Annotated in this window: 28 protein-coding genes; 20 read left to right on the forward strand and 8 right to left on the reverse strand. The window is 51.2% G+C overall.

The features are described from left to right. From ACFPOF_RS24355 to ACFPOF_RS24365, 3 genes are all read left to right on the forward strand, one after another. Positions 1-280, forward strand: a 280-nt coding sequence (locus ACFPOF_RS24355) for an RNA-guided endonuclease TnpB family protein (RefSeq protein WP_378137573.1), incomplete at its 5' end; no start/stop codon positions are given. A gap of 246 nt (positions 281-526) precedes the next feature. Then, positions 527-637, forward strand: coding sequence for a S24/S26 family peptidase (locus ACFPOF_RS24360; RefSeq protein ID WP_378137575.1), 111 nt, complete (start codon positions 527-529; stop codon positions 635-637). A gap of 24 nt (positions 638-661) precedes the next feature. Then, positions 662-793, forward strand: a complete 132-nt coding sequence (locus ACFPOF_RS24365) for a S26 family signal peptidase (protein ID WP_378138535.1) — start codon at positions 662-664, stop codon at positions 791-793. Between the two features lie 145 nt (positions 794-938). On the opposite strand, the gene ACFPOF_RS24370 is transcribed toward ACFPOF_RS24365, so the two are convergent. Next, a complete protein-coding gene (locus ACFPOF_RS24370) occupies positions 939-1,403 on the reverse strand; it encodes a VOC family protein (protein ID WP_378137577.1) in 465 nt (154 codons plus the stop codon). A gap of 103 nt (positions 1,404-1,506) precedes the next feature. Here ACFPOF_RS24370 and ACFPOF_RS24375 point away from each other — a divergent pair, with 103 nt between their 5' ends. From ACFPOF_RS24375 to ACFPOF_RS24385, 3 genes are all read left to right on the forward strand, one after another. Further along, positions 1,507-2,418, forward strand: coding sequence for a helix-turn-helix transcriptional regulator (locus ACFPOF_RS24375; RefSeq protein ID WP_378137579.1), 912 nt, complete (start codon positions 1,507-1,509; stop codon positions 2,416-2,418). A 39-nt stretch (positions 2,419-2,457) separates the two neighbouring features. Beyond that, positions 2,458-3,501: a hypothetical protein gene (locus tag ACFPOF_RS24380; protein ID WP_378137581.1), complete on the forward strand. Its 1,044-nt coding sequence runs from the start codon at positions 2,458-2,460 to the stop codon at positions 3,499-3,501. A 309-nt stretch (positions 3,502-3,810) separates the two neighbouring features. Further along, complete coding sequence (locus tag ACFPOF_RS24385) at positions 3,811-4,275, forward strand: GNAT family N-acetyltransferase (RefSeq protein ID WP_378137583.1); 465 nt, start codon at positions 3,811-3,813, stop codon at positions 4,273-4,275. Positions 4,276-4,313: 38 nt separating this feature from the next. On the opposite strand, the gene ACFPOF_RS24390 is transcribed toward ACFPOF_RS24385, so the two are convergent. Beyond that, entirely contained in the window at positions 4,314-4,880 is a 567-nt protein-coding gene (locus tag ACFPOF_RS24390; RefSeq protein ID WP_378137585.1) for a CGNR zinc finger domain-containing protein, read from the reverse strand. Between the two features lie 155 nt (positions 4,881-5,035). On the opposite strand from ACFPOF_RS24390, the gene ACFPOF_RS24395 reads away from it, so the two are divergent. From ACFPOF_RS24395 to ACFPOF_RS24420, 6 genes are all read left to right on the forward strand, one after another. Further along, a complete protein-coding gene (locus ACFPOF_RS24395) occupies positions 5,036-5,527 on the forward strand; it encodes a DinB family protein (RefSeq protein WP_378137587.1) in 492 nt (163 codons plus the stop codon). Positions 5,528-5,653: 126 nt separating this feature from the next. After that, entirely contained in the window at positions 5,654-6,166 is a 513-nt protein-coding gene (locus ACFPOF_RS24400; protein ID WP_378137589.1) for a hypothetical protein, read from the forward strand. 122 nt (positions 6,167-6,288) lie between these two features. Beyond that, entirely contained in the window at positions 6,289-7,869 is a 1,581-nt protein-coding gene (locus ACFPOF_RS24405; protein ID WP_378137591.1) for a family 10 glycosylhydrolase, read from the forward strand. A gap of 128 nt (positions 7,870-7,997) precedes the next feature. After that, positions 7,998-8,735 (forward strand): IclR family transcriptional regulator, encoded by a 738-nt coding sequence (locus tag ACFPOF_RS24410; RefSeq protein ID WP_378137593.1) that lies wholly within the window; start codon positions 7,998-8,000, stop codon positions 8,733-8,735. 168 nt (positions 8,736-8,903) lie between these two features. Next, positions 8,904-9,677, forward strand: coding sequence for an SDR family NAD(P)-dependent oxidoreductase (locus tag ACFPOF_RS24415; RefSeq protein WP_378137595.1), 774 nt, complete (start codon positions 8,904-8,906; stop codon positions 9,675-9,677). An 18-nt stretch (positions 9,678-9,695) separates the two neighbouring features. Beyond that, positions 9,696-10,595, forward strand: a complete 900-nt coding sequence (locus ACFPOF_RS24420; RefSeq protein ID WP_378137596.1) for a fumarylacetoacetate hydrolase family protein — start codon at positions 9,696-9,698, stop codon at positions 10,593-10,595. A 48-nt stretch (positions 10,596-10,643) separates the two neighbouring features. Here the strand turns inward: ACFPOF_RS24420 and ACFPOF_RS24425 are convergent, their stop codons facing one another. Continuing rightward, a complete protein-coding gene (locus ACFPOF_RS24425; protein WP_378137598.1) occupies positions 10,644-11,489 on the reverse strand; it encodes an alpha/beta hydrolase in 846 nt (281 codons plus the stop codon). Between the two features lie 171 nt (positions 11,490-11,660). On the opposite strand from ACFPOF_RS24425, the gene msrB reads away from it, so the two are divergent. Beyond that, positions 11,661-12,632, forward strand: coding sequence for a peptide-methionine (R)-S-oxide reductase MsrB (gene msrB, locus ACFPOF_RS24430; RefSeq protein WP_378137600.1), 972 nt, complete (start codon positions 11,661-11,663; stop codon positions 12,630-12,632). A 227-nt stretch (positions 12,633-12,859) separates the two neighbouring features. Here msrB and ACFPOF_RS24435 read toward each other — a convergent pair whose 3' ends face one another. After that, the gene (locus ACFPOF_RS24435; RefSeq protein WP_378137602.1) at positions 12,860-13,756 is read right to left on the reverse strand and encodes a DNA-3-methyladenine glycosylase family protein; all 897 of its coding nucleotides are present in this window, start codon (positions 13,754-13,756) and stop codon (positions 12,860-12,862) included. Positions 13,757-13,919: 163 nt separating this feature from the next. Between ACFPOF_RS24435 and ACFPOF_RS24440 the strand changes: the two genes are divergently transcribed. From ACFPOF_RS24440 to ACFPOF_RS24455, 4 genes are all read left to right on the forward strand, one after another. Continuing rightward, positions 13,920-14,516, forward strand: a complete 597-nt coding sequence (locus ACFPOF_RS24440) for a bifunctional transcriptional activator/DNA repair enzyme AdaA (RefSeq protein WP_378137604.1) — start codon at positions 13,920-13,922, stop codon at positions 14,514-14,516. 5 nt (positions 14,517-14,521) lie between these two features. Next, on the forward strand, positions 14,522-15,073 hold the full coding sequence (locus ACFPOF_RS24445) for a methylated-DNA--[protein]-cysteine S-methyltransferase (protein ID WP_378137605.1): 552 nt from the start codon (positions 14,522-14,524) through the stop codon (positions 15,071-15,073). A gap of 77 nt (positions 15,074-15,150) precedes the next feature. Next, positions 15,151-16,083 (forward strand): manganese-dependent inorganic pyrophosphatase, encoded by a 933-nt coding sequence (locus ACFPOF_RS24450; protein WP_378137607.1) that lies wholly within the window; start codon positions 15,151-15,153, stop codon positions 16,081-16,083. 451 nt (positions 16,084-16,534) lie between these two features. Next, entirely contained in the window at positions 16,535-17,533 is a 999-nt protein-coding gene (locus ACFPOF_RS24455; protein WP_378137609.1) for an LLM class flavin-dependent oxidoreductase, read from the forward strand. Between the two features lie 54 nt (positions 17,534-17,587). Here ACFPOF_RS24455 and ACFPOF_RS24460 read toward each other — a convergent pair whose 3' ends face one another. From ACFPOF_RS24460 to ACFPOF_RS24470, 3 genes are read right to left on the reverse strand one after another with little or no spacing between them, the layout of a single operon-like run. Then, on the reverse strand, positions 17,588-18,112 hold the full coding sequence (locus tag ACFPOF_RS24460) for a DinB family protein (RefSeq protein ID WP_378137611.1): 525 nt from the start codon (positions 18,110-18,112) through the stop codon (positions 17,588-17,590). Between the two features lie 36 nt (positions 18,113-18,148). Continuing rightward, on the reverse strand, positions 18,149-18,730 hold the full coding sequence (locus ACFPOF_RS24465) for a hypothetical protein (RefSeq protein ID WP_378137613.1): 582 nt from the start codon (positions 18,728-18,730) through the stop codon (positions 18,149-18,151). Then, positions 18,727-19,221, reverse strand: coding sequence for a hypothetical protein (locus tag ACFPOF_RS24470; protein ID WP_378137615.1), 495 nt, complete (start codon positions 19,219-19,221; stop codon positions 18,727-18,729). The genes ACFPOF_RS24465 and ACFPOF_RS24470 overlap by 4 nt, the downstream gene beginning before the upstream one ends. 151 nt (positions 19,222-19,372) lie before the next feature. Here ACFPOF_RS24470 and ACFPOF_RS24475 point away from each other — a divergent pair, with 151 nt between their 5' ends. The 3 genes from ACFPOF_RS24475 to ACFPOF_RS24485 all read left to right on the forward strand — a co-directional run bounded on the left by ACFPOF_RS24475 (position 19,373) and on the right by ACFPOF_RS24485 (position 22,060). Next, positions 19,373-19,885 carry a metallophosphoesterase family protein gene (locus ACFPOF_RS24475; RefSeq protein ID WP_378137617.1) on the forward strand — a complete coding sequence of 171 codons (513 nt, stop codon included), beginning with the start codon at positions 19,373-19,375 and terminating at the stop codon, positions 19,883-19,885. 70 nt (positions 19,886-19,955) lie between these two features. Continuing rightward, on the forward strand, positions 19,956-20,834 hold the full coding sequence (locus ACFPOF_RS24480) for a radical SAM/SPASM domain-containing protein (RefSeq protein WP_378137619.1): 879 nt from the start codon (positions 19,956-19,958) through the stop codon (positions 20,832-20,834). Positions 20,835-21,001: 167 nt separating this feature from the next. Next, positions 21,002-22,060 carry a M42 family metallopeptidase gene (locus tag ACFPOF_RS24485; protein ID WP_378137621.1) on the forward strand — a complete coding sequence of 353 codons (1,059 nt, stop codon included), beginning with the start codon at positions 21,002-21,004 and terminating at the stop codon, positions 22,058-22,060. A 3-nt stretch (positions 22,061-22,063) separates the two neighbouring features. Here ACFPOF_RS24485 and rsgA read toward each other — a convergent pair whose 3' ends face one another. Beyond that, positions 22,064-23,173 carry a ribosome small subunit-dependent GTPase A gene (gene rsgA, locus ACFPOF_RS24490; protein ID WP_378137622.1) on the reverse strand — a complete coding sequence of 370 codons (1,110 nt, stop codon included), beginning with the start codon at positions 23,171-23,173 and terminating at the stop codon, positions 22,064-22,066. Positions 23,174-23,211: the final 38 nt, after the last annotated feature.

Genomic DNA, 23,211 nt, shown 5'->3' on the forward strand with positions numbered 1-23,211 from the left:
AACGACAAGAACAAGTCGTAAAAACGCCAAAAACTTGCACAACTGGTCGTTCTATCAATTGCAACGATTTATCGCATACAAAGCGGCATTAGCAAGTATTCGGGTGATAGAAGTAAATCCTGCCTATACCTCGCAAACATGCCCGATATGCGGGAAGCGAAACAAAGCGATTGACCGAATGTACAGGTGTTCATGCGGGTTTCATGCGCACCGTGATCGGGTTGGCGCGATCAATATCATGCGACAACCTGTGGCAGATGGTAACAGTCTGTCAGCCTAGGATGCTATATGCACTGTTCTAGGATGGGCTGATGGCACAGCCATGAACTTGGGAGTTGCATGAAGCAGAAATGAACGGAGTGCGCTAACTACCTAAGAATCCCACGGCTTTAGCCGTGTGGAGTGTCAAGCCTTCATTGTACCCTCTGAGAGATTCAATAATCTCATCATCAATAAAGAAGTTCTCAATCATTAGATTCAGGAATGCAATGAAGTAAATTATGCGGAATCGAATGATGGGCCATCTATGAATCCTACTATACACAATGGAGATAGAATGGTAGTGAATACGGCTATATCTGACGGTATTCTCAAGGGAGACATTGTTGTATTTGAGATGCAGGGGAAATCTTTTTGAGATGACAATCTAACAGCTCGTAAGATTCAGCTAACAAAAAATGAATACTACGTAATAGGAGACAACGTGGATAACAGCAACGATAGTAGAGTCTATGGCCCAATTAAGTTTAATCAGATGATTGGGAAGGTAACAAAGATATTGCATGCGGATTGACGACATTCATCCCGTCAAAGACGTCCATTATTCTTCATCTATTCTAAAAGAATGATGATCCATATCAGGAAGCACCCTTTCTGAATGGATTGTCGCCGCACAATAAGCAAATGGCCTCCAACTGTAAGACCATTTGCTTAGCGAGTTACTTCTTGTTTGCAATCACCCTGTCCAGAAAAAGATCCGCGTCACTGTTGAATTTCCAAGAGACCCCAAATTTATCGACCAGCATGCCAAAGCAAGAGGACCAGGGCACATCGCCTAACGGCATGATCACTTGGCCGCCATCGGACAAATGGTTGAAGTATTCCTGCAGTTTTTGTTTATCATCCATGACCAGAGAAATTAGCACGTTATTGCCGTGAACCACTTCCCCTGTGATCCTCTTCATCGAAGGTAAGACATCCGACATCATGATCTTTCCGCCCTCGAATGCTAAAGCAGACTCCATAATCATGTTCAACTCATTTTCCGGCAACGGATAGTTCGGATCTTGAGGAATATCGTTAAATTTCACCTTTTTCACTTCACTTGTGCTTAAAGCCTCCGAATAAAACTCAATCGCTTGTTCTGCAACGCCATCGAAATTCAAATACACAACAGCCGCCATAAAATGAATACCTCCTTCTTGTGATATCTGGAGTATAATTCACTAAAGGTGACAACTGTTTGTCACCGTTTCAATAATAAATCTGAGGAATAGAGGAAAACTTGTGGACAAGGTAGAACGACTGATTTCGATCATCATGATATTGCTGAAAAAAGAGGTCGTCGCTGCAACAGAATTCGCGCAATTATTTGATGTTTCCAAAAGAACAATCATTCGCGATATGGAAACGCTGAGCTTGTCCAACATCCCAATCTACGCGATCAACGGCGTTCATGGCGGGTACGGTATTATGGATGCATACAAGGTGGATAAAAGGCTTCTAAGCAACTCCGATCTGGAGAATATATTAACGGCGCTCAGCGGATTGGAACAAATACTTATTAGCGAGGAGGTTGAAGTGACGATTAAAAAAATAGAGGCAATGGTCAGCCCATTGTCCCGGACAAGTTCCATTCAGCTGTCTTTCTATGATTGGGAGGGACGGACTGAGATTGCACACACTTTGAAGATATGTCAAGATGCCATATCGACGAGAAGGTTCATTTCATTCGATTATATCGATAAGAATGGTGCCGTGACGACTCGAATCGTCGAGCCGTATCAGCTTCAATTCAGCGAATCTAGTTGGTACTTGAGAGGATACTGTTTGCAGCGCTTGAGCTATAGAACGTTTAAATTGTCGCGAATCGATAACCTTCATATGGACGATAAAACTTTCGACCCTAGAGAGAATGCTGTAGAACAAGAACTCAACGCCAGATATCAACCGGAATTAGTCACTATCAAGGTATTGATTTCACCAAGCGTTAAAGATCAATTTATTGAACGTTACGGCCGAAAGTGTATTGAAAACTACAGTTCTGAATATTTGTTAGCAACCATTGATGTCCCGCATAACAGCACAGGATTTCAATTCCTGGCCAGTTTCGGTACAAATCTCGAAATCCTAGAGCCGAAAAACTATGTTAAAGACTTTCGAAATCATTTAACAAAAATGCTGGATAAATATTCTTGAAACTTAGTAGATTTGAACTATTAAAGGGGGACGGTAAAAATGATGCTACAGTCGTTCCAGTTGATTGTGAAACAAAACATTGAAGTGAATGAAACGATTGCCGACATTCATCCCGTCAAAAATAAAGAAAATACCTTTCTTATTCTAACTGGAAACAGGCGAGTGCTTGAATTGAATTCGAGATCAGGAGCTTGTATCGAGTTGTTCCGCATCGATGATGAGGCAATCCTTTTTGATCAACAAGTTTCTGTTCTGGCATCCGAAAGAGCAGAATTAGTTGCGGTTTTTAATACATACGGCAGGAACGGCATTATTATCGAATCGCGGACCCAAACGGTCGTAATGCAATTTAATCGTGATGATTATCATTTCGAACAAACCATTTTCCCTATCGCATTTGTTCCCCGCGGCGATCAGACCTTACTGATCCACGGAACGAAATGGAATCGATTGGACATCACCAATCCGATTACTGGAGAAGTTCTCACTAACCGATCTGATCCGACATTCCAGATGATTGATTACGAGCCGGTAAGCTCTGAACATTACTTGGATTACTTCCGTGGACAGCTCCTTGTTTCTCCGGACAATCGATGGATTGTCGATAACGGGTGGGAGTGGCATCCTGTCGGGTGCGTTACGGGGTGGAATATTCCTCAATGGCTAGAGAATGAATGGGAATCAGAGGACGGGGTAAGCAAAAAAGAATTGTGGGGGCTCAAAGAAGACTGGAATGATCCCATGTGCTGGATAAGTAGAAATGAGATCGGACTAGTAGGCAGACATAATTCAGATATGCTTGAAGAAGATGAACCTTATGATGCTAGGTTTCATTTTAGAAGGGTGAACGTGGAGACAGGGGCTATAGCAATAGAGTTTCCAATCTCGCGAGGTCATCTGATTTATGACGACTACCTCTTCGTATCCTCCCAAGAAATCGGGTTTCAAGTCTATAATCTGCAGACAGGTGAACTACAATTCGAGAACAGAGAAATATCGATAGACAATTACCACCACAAGTCAAAAGAGTTCATAAGATGTGATAACGATAAAATAGTGATCTATCAATTAATCACAGGGTGATCGCCCACTCCGCAAAAACGATCCCGCATGGCAGTTGTTGCCCGTGCGGGATCGTTTTTTTGAAAAAGCGTCAATCCTGACGGAGAAATCAGTTAAAGCTCGTATAGAAAGTCGTACGCGTACGTCTATAATATTATTTCGACTGACGGATACATTCCGATCGACGGCATGATGGAACACGCGGAGATCTGTTTGCAGGCGATTTACGAATTATCCAAAGCTTGAACCGGATAATCCATTCGTTTTAGACTTTCTTTTCGTTATGCTTGTAAACATACATTAAGGTTATGCGAAAAGGGAGCGACAGGGATGAGCGAGTTTACGGTGCGGCAAGCTACGATGGCGGATTTGAATGAACTGGCCGCCTTGTTCAACGGCTATAGGCAATTTTATGGGCAACGATCGGATGAGGACGGCGCGAGGCGGTTTCTGAGGGATCGGCTGGTCCATCGACAATCGATTCTATTCGCGGCGCGCGAACGCGTGAGCGGGCAGCTTGTCGGTTTTACTCAGCTATACCCGACGTTCTCGTCGATCTCCATGCAGGAATCGTTCGTGCTGAACGATCTGTTCATCGAAGAAAGCTGTCGGGGACAAGGCGTGTCGCATTTGCTTATGCAAGCGGCGGAGCAATACGCGAAGGCGACAGAGGCGAAGGGAATCGCGCTGGAGACGGCAAACGATAACGCGAGAGCCCGCCATCTATATGAGAAGCGAGGGTTCCGTCTGGAAACGACGTATTTATCTTATTACTGGACGACGCCGCAGAAATGAGCGGTTTCAGCTGCCGGAACGAAAGAGCCGGGCAGACGTTATTCCCCTGAGCGGGGAGCGTCTTGCTCGGCTTTTTGCCTTGCGCGGAAACGGCGTACTTTCATCAAGTTGCCGCATAGTTTGTCGTCGCAGTACCGTTTGGACCGGTTGCGCGTGTCGTCGTGGTATACCCAGCGACAATTCGGGTTGTCGCATATGCGAATTCGGGAAGGATCGCCTTCGGCCATCGTCTCAGCGAACGATGCGGCAATGATGGCTTCAATGCTTCGCCATTCGCGGACGGCGGCTGTATAGACCAGTTTGTAGCCGTTCCCGTTGGACGTCAGTTGGCGGATAACGGGGCTTTCCACCATAACGGCGTTGAGCCCGTCGACATCGGCGTCGGACGGAAAGTGGCCGCCCGCGAATACTTCAGCCATGCGCTGCAGTAGTTCGCGCAGTCTTTTCAAAGAAGCCATTTCCTTCCCGTTCGGCAGTCGTTCGGGGTTCAAGCGTTCGGATGCGAACCACTCGCGCAGCCAAGCCTCGTCGTCAAGCTTGTCCGTGGCGGTTCCGTCTCCTCGCCAGTCGCGATGCACAGAATTCAGAAAATCGTCCCAAAGCATGATGCGGCAGCCTCCTTCGAATTCGTTTTATTGTAACAGTTTAAGTGATATTTAGCTAGTTACTTGAACAATGTGGCGAACGATGCTACAATTTTTGTTGTAACCACCAAATATAATTTAAATAGTTACACAACCTATCGGGGAGGAAACACAAAATGATGAATCAACAAGGGCTCCTGATCGGCTGGGATGCCGCATATGATAAGGAAGATTGGTATCCGCCGCTAGTCGACGCCTTGAAGAATGTCACGGCGGAGCAAGCGTCATGGAGACCGGAAGGCGGCCATGTCAACACGATTTGGGAAACGCTGCAGCATCTCGTTTATTACAAGGAACGTTTGCTTAAGCGATTAACGGGAGAAGAGCAAGATTACCCGTCCGATGTGACCAACGATGATACGTTTGCCATCCCCGCAGCGACGGAGGCTGAATGGCAGAGCTCCGTCGATCGTGCGTGCGAAGTTCATCTTGGGTTGCGAGAGAAGTTGGCAGCGATGACGGACGAACGATTGGATATGAAGCTTCCTCATCGTGAAGTCGGCTTATGGCTGCAGCAATTGATCGACCATGACGCGTACCATATCGGGCAAATTATTTTTCTGCGTAAGCTGCAAAGAAGCTGGCCGGAACGTCGTGCATTTGAATAAACTCTAATGAGAAAAAATTAATTTTTTCTTTGTTGACGGTGAAACTTTATCCGGGGGAACTCCGTCTAATAAGTATAAGCAATATGCGGCACGCAAGGCCGCCCCTTAGAAGGAGTGACTCCCGTCATGTGGAACAAATTACTGATCAGCTTCACCGCCGTATTGTTCGGGTTTATGTCACTCGGCTTTATTCAAGCGAACACGCAAGATTACACGCCGGTGCCGAAATCGCCGGACACGCATGTCGCTTACATCGATCGCATCTACACGGAAAACGGCACGCTGTACATCGACGCCGATTATATCTCCTGGTACGAAGGCGAAGAAGCGAACAAAATGTTTCTTGAACGGGAGCCAGACTCGGGGCTGACTGAAGTGCCGGACGGCTACTACATCGTCAACGACGACAACGCGATTACGAAGCTGCCCGTATCGCCGAATGCCGAAGTCCTCATGCAAATTTACAATCGCACCGGTAACGTCGAAGAAGCGACAACGAACTGGAATGAGAAAATCGATCTGAACAAGTTTGTTTCTCTGTTTGCGGACGATACCGATATGAATATGAAAGACTATCCGTACCATCTTGAAGTCGAGAATGGCAAGATCGTGAAGATCACGCAGCAATTCATTCCTTAAGCGAATCTATACCGTAAGGCTTTAGTCCCAACTTCGCTTATTTCAGCAACCTATCCGCCTCCAAGGCGTCTAACTCCATGCAGCGCTTCATGCGCCAGGATTAGACCTTGGAGGTTTTATTATTGACACGGGCTTTATATCGGACAACTTTTCTTTTGCTATCTTTCGTTATCTATCTCGCCTCGGTCGGCGTCTCGGAGGCTAATGCCGCCACGCCATCAGTTATTACGATTTATTTGGACGGGAAGAAGATCGTAACAGACGTCCCTCCTTACATCGTACCCAAAGTCAACGTGACGATGGTGCCCATCAGTGTCATCGGGCAGAATTTGAAAGCATCCGTCTCATGGACGCCCAAAACAAAGACGGCAACGATCAAGAAATCCGGCACGACGATTGAGTTGAAAGCCGGGCAGAAGTATGCAACCGTGAACGGCGAGAAAGTGGCGCTTAACTATTCTGTTCAGTTGGTGAACGGGAGAACGATGGTGCCTCTTCGTTTCGTCAGCGATCAGCTTAAAGTTGTTGTGACATGGTATCAGTCTGCGCAGACGATCAAGCTGCAGTCTCCGGAAGGACTGGCGGACGACACGCTCAAAGGAGCGTGGGTGTCGACGGTGTATAATCTGGACTGGCCTTCGAAAGCATCTTACGGGGATTCCGCTCGACAGCAGCAAGAGTATGGGCAAATGCTCGACGAGCTTCAGGCGATGGGGATTAACGCGGTATTCGTACAAGTAAGATCGGCTGCCGACAGCTTGTACCCGTCCCAATACGCGCCATGGTCCAAATATTTGACGGGTACGCAAGGTCTGGCGCCGGATTATGATCCGCTTGCGTTTATGATTCAAGAGACGCATCGGCGGGGTATGGCTTTCCATGCGTGGTTTAATCCGTTCCGCGCGAATACCGGGGAGACGGTCGAGACGCTTGCTTCGAGCCATGTGGCTGTTCAGCATCCGGAGTGGATCGTTAAGACGGGCAAGGCGGAAAGCCCGAAAATGTACATCAATCCGGGCATTCCGGAAGCGCGTCAGCATATCATCGACGCCATTATGGAAACGGTAAAAGGCTACGAAATCGACGGCGTGCACCTGGACGATTATTTCTATCCTTCGGATGGCGTGTTCCCTGACGATGAGACTTTTGCGTCGTATAATGCCGGGGGCATTACGACGAAAGAAGAGTGGAGGCGCGACAACATTAACGCCTTTGTACGCGATCTCGATCAGGCGATTCATAAAACGAAGCCTGGCGTTCAGTTCGGTATCAGCCCGTTCGGCGTTTGGCGGAACCAAGCCCAAGACCCGACAGGCTCGAACACGACGGCTGGCGTAACCGCATACGACAGCATGAGCGCCGATGTCCGAACGTGGATTCGCCAAGGATGGGTCGATTACGTCGTTCCGCAAATTTACTGGAGTCTATCGTTCAAGGCAGCCAAATACGACACGTTGGTCGATTGGTGGGCGAACGAAGTGCGCGGCACGGACGTTAAGCTGTATATCGGCCATGCGCCATACAAGCTCGGCACGACGGAGGCGGGATGGAACGCGGCGCAGGAAATCATTGATCAACTCGTCTATAACCGCCAATATTTCGAAGTTAAAGGGGACATTTTCTTCAGCGCCAAAGAGTTGAGAAAGAATCCGCTTGGCCTTGTGCCACTGCTGCAATCTTTCTACAAAGTCACACGTTCTTAACTGTTCAGAGTTATTCGCGATTGAGCTCATCCCGAAAGCTTTCGGGTGTCGGAATGAACTGCCGCCTGTTATAATTGGCGTAGATATCGAACCGAGTTTATTCCGATAAACCGTACGGAGGCCGAAGGATGGACAATAAATATTGGGTGCCCGCGATCGAGAAGGCAGATGCCGTGCTGGCGGACATTGCCCGCGAGCCAGGAAAGCTGAGATTGATCGACTTGTCGAAGCGAACCGGCATTAACAAGAGCTCCCTATTTTCCTTACTGAATACACTTGAGAAATTAAATTGGATTCGCAAGGATAAAGACGATACGTTCCGAATTGGTCCGGGTCTTGGCACGTTTGCGGGCGGATATTTCAAGGAACACAATTTGATCGCTTCATTTCGGTTGGAGGCTCCCGGCACGGCTGCTGCCGTCGAAGAGTCGATCCAACTCGCGGAGCTTGTCGGGAGCGATGTGCTTTACCTCGCGAAGGAAGAATTCCCGGGGTTAGTCCGGTTAACGACAGAACCAGGCATGAGATTACCCGCGCATACGACTGCACTCGGTAAAGTGTTATTGTCGTTTTTGACGGACGAGAAGATAAAGGGATTATATTCTTCAGTGTCTTTTCAACTCGCTACGCCCAATACGATTTCGAATTTATCTATGCTCATAGAAGCGTTGCATCAAGTACGAGAGGCGGGAGTCGGCGAAGACAATGAAGAAGCGGTGCAAGGGATTTGCTGTATCGCAATGCCGATCATTCGAGGCGGGCAAGCTGTCGCAGCCGTGAGTTGTTCGATGCTCAAACACCGCTGGGAAACGAAAAAGGAGCTCGTGCTGCAGGAACTGAAAGCGCTAGCCGCTCGACTTTCGTAGCTAATTAAATACAAAATTGTTACCTCCATACGCCATCGATGTCTTTCGGACGCCGATGGCGTATTTGCATCTTGCCCAACCGGCTTCAAAGTTGTAATATTTATTATATGGAACTAAGTTTATTATATAAAACCGAATGAAAGCTTTTATTCGAAAGGAGATCTCGCCATGAGACTGCAAGGGAAAGTTATCATGATTACAGGTGCGGGTTCGGGCATTGGCAAGTGCTCGGCGCAATTGTTCGCTAGGGAAGGCGCGACGGTTATCGTAAATGACGTGGACAAAGCCAAAGGCGAAGAAACGGTAACCGAAATCATCGAAGCAGGCGGGGAGGCGACCTTCCTGTATGCGGACGTCACGAATGCCGAATCGGCGAAGGCGATGGTGGAAGCTGCGCTCGAGAAGTACGGGAAGATCGACGTTCTGTTCAATAACGCCGGTATCAGCGGCGTTGGCGCATTACACGAAGTCGAGCCGGACGCGTGGGACCGAGTCATGAACGTGAATATTCGCGGTGTTTACTTGCCGAGCAAATATGTTTTGCCATCGATGATGGCAAGCAAATCGGGCGTCATCATTAACATGTCGTCGTGCGTAGCGGAGATTGGACTCGCGAGACGTGCGTCTTATGCTGCTACTAAAGGCGCGGTGCTTGCACTGACGAAGTCGATGCAGGTCGATTATGCATCATACGGAATTAGAGTTAACGCCCTCCTTCCGGGCACGATTTTTACGCCATTCGTAGAAAATTATTTGAAAAATTCTTATGACGATCCGGAAGCGGCTATCGCATCGATCAAGAAACGGCAATTAAGCGGCGAGCTTGGCCGGCCGGAAGATGTCGCGCAGGCAGCGCTGTTCCTTGCATCGGACGAATCGAAATTTATGATGGGCTCGCCGCTATATATCGACGGTGGCGCCGTATTCGGGAAAGACGCATAGCAGAGAGGAGATCGGCATATGAAGTTGCTCACAATCATCGAAGAGGGTCGTTATCGGCTCGGGGTTAGCCTGGAAGAAGGCGTGTTGGATATCGAGAATGCGGTGCGACAGGAGGGGGCGAGTAACGTCCCGGTGACGGTCCAGGAAGTCATTGATGGCGGGGATACGGCAATCGCTGCGTTGACCGCTTTCGTTAGCAGCACGCGTCAATCTTCCCGTTATTTGTCCTATATCCGCGAGCAAGCGGCGCTTACGCTCGGTCCGTGTGTGACGCATCCGAACAAAATCATTTGCGTCGGCCTGAATTATCGTAAACACGCGGAAGAGACGAACTCTCCGTTGCCTGAATATCCGATTCTGTTCAACAAGTTCAACAATACGTTAGCTGGGCATCTGGAGGAGATACCGTTGCCGCACGTATCCTCCAAAGTCGATTACGAAGCGGAGCTTGTTGTCGTCATCGGCAAGAAAGCCAAGTACGTCAGCGAAGCCGATGCGTTATCCCATGTGTTCGGCTACTGCAACGTCAATGACTTGTCCGCCCGCGATTTGCAATTGCGGACACCTCAATGGATGGCGGGCAAGTGCTGCGACAAGTTCTCTCCGCTTGGCCCTTATCTCGTCACAGCGGACGAAGTCGGCGATCCGAACCAGCTGTCCATCAAGTGCACGGTAAACGGAGAAGTCCGTCAGCTCTCGAATACGTCCGACATGATCTTCTCCTGCGCACAAATCGTCAGCTACGTGTCACAGCATATGACGCTTGTGCCGGGAGACATCATTATAACTGGCACGCCGGAAGGCGTCGTGCTAGGCAAGCCGGTCGAACAGCAGGTGTACTTGAAGCCGGGAGACGTCGTGACGATTGAAATCGAGAAGCTTGGCGCTCTGACGAACACGATGGTAAGCGAGTCGTAATTCGGAATAAGGCATAGTGGGAGGCTCTTTCCCGTAAAGAGCCTCCCTTTATGTTTCCAGTCGTCGGGCGAGCCAGTCGCGCACGACTTCGAATACGTCCTCGCGTCCGATCTCGTTATGGAGTTCATGCTTGTAGCTCGGCCATTCTCGCCACGTGACAAGCGCAGGCGGTGCCGCCTCGGCGAAGCGTTTGCTTGCCGGAAGCGAAGTGACTTTGTCGTCTCCGCCATGCATGAGGAGAATCGGCACGGAAAGTTCATTCGCATGGTCGAGCGCCCACAACCCGGCAGCTTGCACGCCGAAGAAAAACCGCGCGGTAATATGGCCGTGACCGAGTTTGTCTGTCACGTATCGTTCAACCATGATCGGATCCGTAGTCAGGTTAGCGGCATTGATCGGCCTGTTGTTCGAGTAGCTCGGATACACTTTCTCGATGACTTTGCCAATTACAGCTTGGAGCGATGGGGGCTTAAACGCCAGCTTCAGCCATGGCCCGGATACGACCGCTCCCGCGATGTCCGGCTTGCGGCGAAGCAAGTAATTAAGCGTGACGTTGCCGCCCATGCTATGGCCGTACAGGAATACCGGTACATCGGGGTAACGGGAACGAGCTTCCGCAAGCAGCTTGTCGACGCCTTCGAGCAAAGCTTCATAATGAGGGACGTGACCGCGCTTGCCGACCGTGTGGCCGTGGCCTCTCTGGTCGAACCCGAGCACGGCGTAACCGGCAGCGGTCAACATCTCGGCAACATGCGCATAACGCCCCATATGCTCGCCCATGCCGTGAACGAGCCCAATGACGGCGGGAACGTCTGTTGCATTTTCCGGAAGCCATTCGCAGGCGTACATCGTCGTGCCGTCGGAGCATCTCCATTCCTTCTCGCTAAAGCTCATGGGAACCCTCCTGTCGGTCGCAGACTCAGTTATGCTTATAGAGTTATCATATACGATAATTGCATTCCGCAACGCATTTTCGACAAAGAAAATCGGACGAATTTGGTATGGAGGCGGGAATGCATTACAATAGCGATAGCAGCGTTATTAGGCGCACATGGGAGGAGATTAATGATGGCCGATTCTCATTCGTCGCAGCTTGCGACTTTCGCGGGCGGTTGTTTCTGGTGTATGGTCACGCCGTTCGAGGAGATGCCAGGCATACTTGGCGTCGTATCGGGGTATACGGGAGGTCACACGGAAAATCCGACATACGAAGAAGTGTGTTCCGAAACGACGGGGCATGCGGAGGCGGTGCAGATTATGTTTGATCCCGGCTTGTTTCCTTATCGCAAGCTCCTTGATATTTATTGGAAATCCGTCGATCCGACGGACGCAGGCGGACAATTCCACGATCGCGGTTCATCTTACCGGCCGGCGATTTTCTACCATAATGAAGATCAGCGCAAGGAAGCCGAGGCTTCCAAAGCGGCGTTGCAGGAAAGCGGTCGTTTCGGTGACAAGCCGATCGCAGTAGAGATCGTTCCGGCTTCTACGTTCTATCCAGCGGAAGAGTATCATCAGGACTATCATCACAAAAATCCGCTGCGTTACAAATATTACCGTCAAGGCTCGGGGAGGGACGCGTTTATCGAACGGCATTGGAACACGGCGAAAGACAAGGAAGAACTGCGCAAGCGGCTAACGCCGATGCAGTTCGAAGTGACCCAGAACAGTGCGACGGAACCGCCTTTCCGCAATGAGTTCCACGACTTCAAGGGCGAAGGGCTGTACGTCGATATCGTTTCCGGCGAGCCGCTGTTCAGCTCCCGTGACAAGTTCGATTCGGGGTGCGGCTGGCCGAGCTTCACGAAGCCGCTGCACGGCGGCAGCATCCAGGAGCACCAGGACTTCTCGCACGGCATGTTCCGCGTGGAAGTGCGCAGCCGCGAAGCGGATTCGCATCTCGGCCACGTATTCGACGACGGACCGCAAGATCGAGGCGGTCTTCGCTATTGCATCAACTCTGCTTCGCTCCGCTTCATCCCGAAGGAGAAGCTGGAGGAGGAAGGTTACGGCCGTTATCTGGCTGAACTGGAGTAAGCGGTTCGCTTCGTGATCAAAATCGGGCTTTTGGAACTGCTTCAGTTCAGATCAAGTTCAAAAAGTTCGGTTTTCAGCACCGAGAAGGTTGGATGATGCACGGGAATGAGGATCGGAGCGTAGGCAAACCTACGTGAGAACCGGAAGTCCCGTGCTACATTCAAGATTCGACGTCGAAAAGCTCCCCGAGCTACATCGTGATCAAAATCGGGCTTTTTGAACATCTTCTAGTAAAGCACTCGCCACAAGTAGAAAGTCGCATAGGCCTCCCACCCTTCCCAACCGACCGCCAGCTCCCGAATACGGGCTACGGTCGGTTTTTCGTCCATGCCTAGCACGGCTTTGATGGCATTGTGCAAGCCGACATCGTCGATCGGGAAGGCGGACGGATAACGGAGGCAGCGCATCAGCACGTAATTCGCTGTCCACGGACCGATTCCGCGAATGGCGACGAGACTTTTCTCCGCCGTTTTGAAGCTATCTGATGCAAGCAGTGAATGTTTGCCGATCGAGCCGTCAACGATCAAGCGGGCGACACCGATCAAATATTCAGCTTTACGCCCGGTTAGCTTCAGCGCTGCCAATTCGGCGACATCAAGTTCTGCGATTCGTTCCGGCGTCGGAAACAGCCAGACTTCCACGCCTTGACTTGATACTAGCGTACCGTATGTCTCTACAAACCTGCGCTTTAACGTATAGGCGAACGATAAAGTGATTTGCTGGCCGATAATGCCCCAACATAAAGCCTCGAACAGGTCCGGAATGCCCATGTTGCGCAAGCCGTACAGCCGCTTTACGACATCACTTAAAACCGGGTCGCCACTCGCCATCGAATAGAACGGGGCCAGGTCCAGGCCAAGATCAAACCATTCTTTCACATACTCTTTAATTTCTTCGGACGTATCGGCCGGCCACTCTTCTTCATCCAGCGATCGGACGAGCAGAACGCCCGGCATATCACCTCTCACTTCGAACAGACGGGGCTTTCCTTGCGACACGAAGGCCTTGTACAACTTCCCGTCTTGGATACGATATAAGCTTTCGTCCGGCGAACGGGACAAGTAATGCAAATTTGCTCCGAAATCAAACTCCTGCGGTACTGTTATTTTCAACGGACTAACCATATCAAGCATCCCCTTTGTCTCATTTGCTTGTCTAGCATGCAATCTCTTATTTAGTTGTACCATACCCCGAATCGAACTTCTTTGGTAATCTTGCGTTTTCATTCAAAATAGCTAACACGATTACGACAGACACGTTATACTAAGTGGCAAGAGGTGATGCGACATGGTCAAAGTGATGGACAATGACATCATAAGCGACGAGATGTGGCGGGCGATTGTGTTATGCGATGCTAGTTATGATGGCAAGTTTTATTATGCGGTGAAGACGACCGGCATTTACTGCCGCCCTTCGTGCAAGTCGCGCGTTCCTTCAAGAGCAAATGTGAAGGTGTTCGCGAACGGCGAGCAGGCGGCTGCCGAGCAGTTCAGACCGTGCAAAAGGTGCAAGCCGGACGGAGGGAGAATGCCGACGGAAGAGTGGGTTGCCCTCATTGCCGACGAGATTGAAAAGAAGTATGCAGAACCGCTGACGCTGACTTCGCTGTCGGATCGTTTTCACGCTAGTCCGTTTCATCTGCAACGCATGTTCAAAAAACTGAAAGGCGTCTCACCTGCGGAATACGTGACAATTGTGCGTATCGAGAAAGCGAAGGAATTGCTCGCAGGTACAAACCTGTCCGTCTCGGAAGTCGGGCTGGCGGTCGGCATTGGCAACGCCGCGCATTTCTCAACACAGTTCGCATCTCATGCGGGAATGACGCCTTCACATTTTCGCAAAACCAAACGGAATACCGACGAGCGTGCCAATAAAGGAGGATGAATAAAATGAAACTAGAGCAGACGGAATACGTGGTAGATTGGTCTTATACAGAAGAGGGCGGCAAAAAACTGGTCGTCGCGGCGACGGAAGAAGAGGGGCTTGTATACGTCGGCGGGTGGGATGAGCCATGGGACGAGTTCGGCAATTGGGCGAAACGAAGTTATGGCAAAGACGTCATCTTGCAGGAAAAGCCTGAAGCTGTTGCCGCTTATGCGACGGAACTGCTTGAATATTTCGCTGGACAGAGAAAGAGCTTCACGAAAAGATTTGCTCTTCGCGGGACGGCGTTTCAACGCGACGTCTGGGAGGCGATGAACCGCATCCCGTATGGACAGATAGCGAGTTATGCGGATATTGCTTCCGCGCTTGGCAAGCCGCAGGCTTCGCGAGCCGTTGGTACGGCGATTGGGCAGAATCCGGTTCTTATCCTCGCGCCATGTCATCGCATAATAGGCAAGAATGGATCGTTAACCGGGTATCGTGGAGGGCTGTCGATGAAAAGGCAACTGTTGGAACTCGAAGGCGCTCTTCCAATTCACGTAAGCCTATCGGAATAAATGTTGATTTCCTTGATCTTGGAACTCTGTTTGAGGTATACTTTTGCTTGCCAATATAATAGATGAGGAGCAAGATCATGAGCAAAGTATTGATTTTCGGCCATAAAAATCCGGATACGGATACGATTTGTTCGGCTATCGCTTACGCGGACTTGAAAACGCAACTCGGAGAACAAGTGGAAGCGGTTCGTCTCGGCGCTGTCAGCGGCGAAACGCAGTACGCGCTTACCCAATTCGGCTTCGAGGCGCCACGCCTTGTCGAGACGGTTGCGAACGAAACGAAAGGCGTCATTCTTGTCGATCATAACGAACGTCAACAAAGCGTGTCCGATATCGATCAAGTGACAGTTCTGGAAGTCATCGATCACCACCGCATCGCGAACTTTGAGACGAGCGCGCCTTTGTACTACCGCGCCGAGCCAGTCGGCTGCACGGCGACGATCTTGCTCAAATTGTATAAAGAACACGGAAAATCGGTGCCAAAGAACATCGCCGGTTTGATGCTTTCGGCGATCGTCTCCGATTCGCTGCTGTTCAAGTCCCCGACTTGCACGGCGCAAGACGTTGCAGCGGCTCGCGAACTTGCCGAGATCGCCGGCGTGGACGCGGACGTCTACGGCCTTAACATGCTGAAAGCGGGAGCGGATTTGAGCGACAAGACGATCGCACAACTGATCTCTCTCGATGCGAAAGAATTCTCTATGGGTTCCGCGAAAGTCGAAATCGCGCAAGTAAACGCAGTCGACGTGAACGACGTGCTGTCCAAGCAAGCGGAGATCGAAGATGCGCTGACGAACATCATCAACGAGAAGGGCCTCGACCTGTTCCTGTTTGTCGTCACTGATATCTTGAACAACGACTCCGTCGGCCTTGCGCTCGGACGCGCTACCGACGCCGTCGAAGCTGCATATAACGTCAAGCTTTCCAACAATACGGCTGTTCTGAAAGGCGTCGTATCCCGTAAGTCGCAGATCGTTCCTGTATTGACGGACGTGTTTAACAAGCGCTAAACTCAAACCGAAGCCCGCGTAATGCGGGCTTTTTTTACTACGGTCGCGCAATCGACGAACAAACGGCGTATGAGCGAAATTTCGTACAAGTCGGTGCGCGAGGTGGTCCGTCGGCAAACGTTTGTGCGAAATTTCGCACAAAGCGGTGCGCGCAGTAGTCCGTCGGAGGGCGTTTGTGCGAAATTTCGTACAGAGCGGTGCACGAGGTAGTTTGTCGGCAGAATTTTGTTCGAAATTTCGTACAAAGCAATGCGCGAGGCAGTCCGTCGGCGGGTGTTTGTGCGAAATTTCGTACAAAGAGGTGCGCGAGGCAGTCCTTCGGCAGGCGGTTGTTCGAAATTTCGTACAAGTCGGTGCGCGGAGCAGTCCGTCGGAGGACATACATGATTGTTTGTTCGTTGAGCCGCCGTAGTTTTTTATACTGGTTACCTGGAGAGGAGGCTTCCCTGCGATGAAACTTAGTGTGCTCGACCATTCGCACGTCAACGAAGGCAGAACCGTAAGCGACGCCCTTCGCGAAACAGTCGCGCTTGCTCAAGCGACGGAGGCGCTCGGTTATCATCGATACTGGCTGTCCGAACATCACGGCTCCAGGGCGCTCGCTTCGTCCAGCCCGGAGGTTCTTATCGCCCATATTGCGGCGAATACGCAGCGCATTCGGGTCGGATCGGGCGGTATCATGCTACCTCATTACAGCGCTTATAAAGTCGCGGAAAACTTCAAACTGCTCGAAGCGCTGTACCCAGGACGGATCGATGTGGGCCTCGGTCGCGCGCCGGGCGGATTCCCGTTGTCGACCCGCGCCTTACAAGAGCATAAACAGATGGACATCGATCTGTACCCTCAACAAGTGGCTGACTTGAGCGGATACTTGCACGAAGACCTGCCTCCGGACCATCGGTTTGCGAACCTTCGCGCCTATCCGGAGACGGAAGCAACGCCGGAGCTATGGTTGCTCGGCTCAAGCGACGGATCGGCCCGAATCGCCGCCCAGCAGGGGAGGGCCTACGCTTTCGCTCAGTTTTTCGGTGCGGCAGGCGATGAACCGCTTCATCTGTATCACGCGTATTTCAAACCTTCGGCGCATGAGCCGCAGCCGAGGGCGCTGGCCGCCGTCATGGCGATCTGCGCCGGGACGGCCGAGGAAGCGAAGCAGCTCGCCAAGAGCAACGAGCTGTTTTTCTTGAAGCTGCTGAGTGGACATGAGCTTGGATATTTACCGTCGGTGCAGACGGCGGTCGATTATCCGTATTCGCCGATGGAACGACAGTTGATCGAGCAGATGAGAACGAGGCGGTTCGTCGGCACGCCGGGCCAGGTGAAGGAAGGGTTGAAGCGGTACGCTGATCGCATGCATCTGGACGAGCTGATGATCGTCTCGCATATTCACGATTTCAGTAAGCGGGTCGAGTCGTACCGGTTGATCGCGGAAGCTTTTGATACCCCATAAAACAAGAAGACCAATGCCCCTGAGCGAAAGGGATATCGGTCTTCTTTTTGCGTATTAACGTATGGCTGCCAAATATCTTTCTGCCAACACATTCATGTGGTGTATTTCATGACCGGCGATAATGTACGCCCAAGCTCTTGCGGTCGACTCGTTCCCGTTGACAATGCCGCTTCTGGACCAGGCTTCCTCGGAAAGGCTCTGGAGCAGCGTTAACGTCGACTTGCGAACGAGCGTATAATCTTCGAGCAGCAAACCGAACGGGCATTCGTCGAAGTTCGCGCCCGGCACCAATACGTCCTGGTCGTAGCCGGACAGCGGAGTGCGGTCTCCACGCGCAATTCGGAGCAATCGGTACGCCATAATTCGCTCGTTGTCCGTAATATGCCCGAGCACTTCTTTAATGCTCCACTTGTCCGGTGCGTAACGTAAGCCTGCTTGCGCTTCGGTTAACGGAGAGAGGGTACCGAGCGTGCTCGTCAAAGATCTCGAGAGTGTCTCCCGGATATCCCCTTGCGGAACAAGCTTCACATAGCCGTGAAAATGTTCGTTGTATTCCGCTTGCGTCGGTTGGTGATTCATTGCGAATCAAGCTCCTTTCAAGTTGCGATAACGAGGTTAGTTCAGTTTTTCTTCGAAAATGACTTGGCCGTTGCTGTCCAAGCCGCGAATCGCTTCCCATTCCCTGTGTCCATTCTTATCTTGCCAAAGGAATATAAACATTCTATCATGTAGCAGCGATTCGCGGAGAGGGGCTTTTTTGCCTGTTACGGAATCTGTCTTCAATAGTTCCACTGTTGAGATTCTGTCGTCGGGCACATAACCGAAAAATTTGTACCGCATCATGGAACTTCCGCCGGAGTTTCCTTCCCAACTGTAGCTGAGCGGTTTATTGGGATCGATTTTCATACCGCCTACGCTTCCGTTTCCTGGGCCCCATCCCGTTGCTCTTTTTACGACGGAAGGAGCGGAGAACCAATCCTTGTACCTGCTCAGAAAGACTACCTGATTGCGAGTGTCGGGTTCGTTGATTTTCCGTATGATTTCCGATGGGCCGTAATGGAAAGACTTCTCCGAATCGCGGAAAGCTTCCTCGGCGCTCAAGCTCCCGATCGGCAGCATTCTTTCCTGCACCAGCAACAACAACAGAACGGCAACAAGCAACCACTCTGCGACCGTCCATATGGTTTTCCTTCTCATTTCGATTCACCTGCCTTCGTTAGCGGCAGCTCAAGTTCGGCGTGGCGATCGTACAAGTCATAAACGAGTTTCGCAGTCGAAGGGAGGGCACCAGTATGGTCGAATGTGATATAACCGCGTTGCCCATCGTTCATTCCGCTGCTGCCTCCTCCGCCTGGACTCCACTGCCGTCCGGCCGGCATTATCAGCTTCAGACTCATCGCAGGGAAGGACCATTTCGATATGCTGCGGGATCGATAAGAATAGGTGATCAGCACGGTTTGGGAAGAGAGGTAAACTTCATCAACCGTGAACGTGTCCTCATCGACGTTGAACGACCGCCCGACCTTGATTTTAGTCACCGGACCGTCTCCTTTAAGTTCCGATAAGGGTGCGTTGATGCCGCGACGGTCGTTCTTCCATTGATCGGAAAAATGCATAATGAGCATGAAACCGAGCAGGACGATTATCGTTCTTCGGATAAAGACTTGTGCATAGTTTAGTTTGGACATCGAGGTATTCCTCCTTTGCTCCTTAAACTATAACGTTTGAAATCGTAAATGGTTACGCTTCCCAGTAAAAGAAATCGTTGAGGCGTTGCCTCCACTGTTGCTAAACTCTATGATGAAGCTATAATTGAAACCCGAATCGGGGTGCTGAGCTATGAAAGTGGTCGTTGTGTCCGATACGCATATGCCTAGAATGAACAAGAAGCTGCCAGACAGGTTGCTGCGGGAATTAAAAGATGCGGATGCGATTTTACATGCAGGCGATTGGACTAAGCTGTCTGTATTCGAGGAACTGTCCGCATTCGCGCCAACTTATGGCGTTGCAGGCAATAATGACGGCAGCGATATCGTGAAGCGATTTGGTCCGAGTAGAATCGTCTCGCTTGACGGTTGCCGAATCGGTATCGCGCACGGGCACGGCGAGCTGAAGAGAGCGGCGACGGAAGCGCATGCGATTTCTTTTTTCAAAGGAGAGAAGCTGGATGCGATCGTCTACGGGCATTCGCATATTCCCGTACTGAAGAAGCCTACGAATGGCGGCGCGCTTATCTTTAACCCAGGTTCCCCGACCGACAAACGCAGGCAGGAACGGTATTCTTTTGGCATATTCCACATCGTGAACGGGACGCTCTCTGCGAAACACGTCTTCTATGAGGACAAAAGCTAATTCCCGCCGTATCCGTTATGTTATAATAAAGAATCATTCAATAGGCAACGCGCGGAATGGAGTATCGAACTTGAGAACATTCAAGAAATTTTATATCGAGATTACGAGCATCTGCAACTTGGCTTGCAGTTTCTGCCCGCCGACCAAACGACAGGCGAACTTCATTAAAGTCGACGCCTTCACGCATACGCTCGATCAGATCAAAGGCCATGCAGACCACATTTATTTTCACGTCAAGGGAGAGCCGTTGCTCCATCCGAAAATCGACGAGCTGCTCGATCTGAGCCACGAGAGAGGGTTCAAGGTCAACTTGACGACGAACGGAACGTTGCTGCACAAGGCCGGACCGAAAATCATTCGCAAACCCGCGCTCCGGCAAATCAACTTCTCGCTGCACAGCTTCGACGGCCACGAAGGGTCCGTAGATAAGGAAGGGTACGTGCGGAGCGTCGTTGATTTCGCCAAGGAGGCAGTAGCCACGTCCGACATCCGCATCTCATTCCGGTTGTGGAATTTGACGCAGGACAACGAGACGAACGTGCAGAACGACCGCAACCGGGAAATTCTCGGCCAACTCGAAGAGGCGTTCGGGCTCGATTACCGGATCGAGGAGCGTTTTGTCAGAGGCAAGGGCATCAAGCTCGCTGAAAGGATTTATTTGAATCACGAGGAAGAGTTTAAATGGCCGGACTTGAAAGAGGAAGAAGACCTTAGCAAAGGCTTCTGCCATGCGCTTCGCAATCAGGCGGGCGTACTCGTGGACGGAACGGTCATTCCGTGCTGCCTCGACGGAGAAGGCGTCATTAACCTCGGTAACATTCATCAACAGCAATTTGGCGATATCATTGAAGGCGAGCGCGCGACGAAGCTATACGATGGATTTTCCCGCCGTGAAGTCGTTGAGGAACTATGTCGCAAGTGTGGGTACCGCCAGCGGTTTAATGCTTAAATTGTTTTGATGAAAAGCCATCCCGGCAGATGAGTTCATTCATCTGTTTCGGGGTGGCTTTTTAGAAATTGGACGTTTACATTAACGATCAGTATTATGATAGTGTGACGATCGAAGTGAAGCAGGACTAGAGGATAACCTATACAGAAGCAGAAGGGGATTATAGCATGACTACACCGCTGAACCCGCAATTGAACCGGGACTATACGTTGAATATTTTGCAGAAGCTGCTCGCGACGCCGAGTCCGAGCGGCTTCTGCATGGATATTATGGAGCTTGTTCGCGAAGAGGTCGCTAAGCTTGGCTTCAAGCTCGAGATGACGCTTAAAGGTAATGCCATCATTACAATTCCTGGAGCGGACGGCGCGAATGAGCAGGGCACGTTGGGATTGACGGCGCACGTCGATACGCTCGGCGCGATGGTTCGTTCGGTGAAGCCTAACGGCATGCTGCGCTTTACGTCGGTTGGCGGTTATTCTATGCACACGGTGGAAGGCGAATACTGTCTCGTCCACACGCGCGATGGGCGCGTCTACGAAGGAACTGTACTGTCGACGAAGCCGTCCGTTCACGTCTATGCAGATATGCGCGATCTGAAGCGCGAAGAAGCGAACATGGAAATTCGTCTCGATGAACTGACGTCTTCGAAGGAAGAGACGGAGTCGCTAGGCATCGCGCCAGGGGATTTCATCTCTTGGGACCCTCGCACCCGGGTGATCCCGAACGGGTGGATCAAGTCCCGCCACTTGGATGATAAGGCGAGCGTAGCGGCGCTATTCGGCGTCATGGAATGGTTGAAGCGCGAAGGGCGGCAACCGATCCGCAACGTGAAAATGATTTTGTCTACCTACGAAGAAGTCGGACATGGCAGTTCGTACATTCCGTCCGATGTCGAAGAATTCATCGCCGTCGATATGGGCGCGATTGGTGATGATCTGTCGACGACAGAAAAAGATGTCTCGATCTGCGCGAAAGACTCGTCGGGTCCTTACGATTACGGCATGACGTCCAAGCTGATCGAGCTTGCGAAGCGGGAGAGCCTTCCGTACGCGGTTGATATTTATCCGCATTATGGCTCGGATGCATCGGCGGCGCTACGAGGCGGCGGCAACATCCGCGCCGCGCTTATTGGACCGGGCGTACACTCGTCGCACGGCATGGAAAGAACCCATGCGGAAGCGGTCGTAAACACGGCGGCGTTGTTGCTCGCTTATATGTTCGAATAACGGTTAATCGTCGCTCCAATGAGCGGCGTTTTTCTGTCTTGGGCGTGATTGCGTGGTTTTCTTCTTGGCGGCTTTGCGTCCGGCCGCTGCTACAGAGGCATTGTCTTTGCGCGCGATTCGAGCCAGTTCTCGCGACGTCTTGTGATAGTTCGCCAGACGCTGCGCATCCAACTCGCCGTTAGCGACGGCGGCATTCACCTCGCATCCAGTATCGTTCTCGTGACGGCAATCCCGGTAACGGCATAACAGTGCCAGTTCTTCGATGTCGGAGAACGCAGATTGCAAGCCTTCGTTCGCTTCCCATAGCTGAAGCTCCCGCATACCGGGCGTATCCATCATGAGCGCGCCATCGCTGAGCAGAAACAGCTCGCGATGCGTTGTCGTATGGCGACCTCGTGCGTCGTCTTCGCGGATGCCTTGCGTTTCCTGGCGGTCGTCGCCGGCGAACCAGTTCAGCAGCGTGGACTTGCCGACGCCGGAAGAGCCGGTGACGCCGATTGTCGTTCCCGGACGCATGAAGGGGGCCAAGCTCTCTTTGCCTTGATTTCTAATCGCGCTGACTGCGTGGACAGGGACGCCTGGCGCGATGTTTTCAACTTCGGAGATGAAAACATCCGGATCGTCGCAAAGATCGGCTTTCGTCAGCAGCACGACCGGTTGAGCCCCGCTTTCCCATGCCGCGATCAAGTAACGCTCGATTTTGCGCAAGTTAAAGTCTTGGTTAAGTGCATTGACGATAAAAAGGACATCCAGATTGGCGCCGATGATCTGGTCTTCAACGACGTTGCCCGCGACTTTGCGCACCATGGCGGTGCGTCGGGGTAAAACGGCGTGAATGACGGAGCGACGCTCGTTCGGGAGCGGTTCTGCGAGCACCCAGTCGCCGACGGCCGGGAAGTCCCCGCGCATGGCGGCGTTGTATTCGAACTTGCCCGTGACGACGGCGTTATGTTCACCGGCTTCGGTCATGATGTTGTAAGAGTGGGAGAACTGCGCGATGACGCGAGCAGGGACAAGACGTTCGTTTGCAGGGAAATGTCGCACCAGAACATCGTCCCAGTAATCATTCCAACCATAGGCTTGCAATAATTCATTATTCGTGTGAAGGTTCAAGTGTAAACTCCTTTAGATTGGGTTAGTGAGGTGAAGTG

It is taken from the genome of Cohnella soli (assembly GCF_042655525.1).
GTDB lineage: Bacteria > Bacillota > Bacilli > Paenibacillales > Paenibacillaceae > Cohnella > Cohnella soli.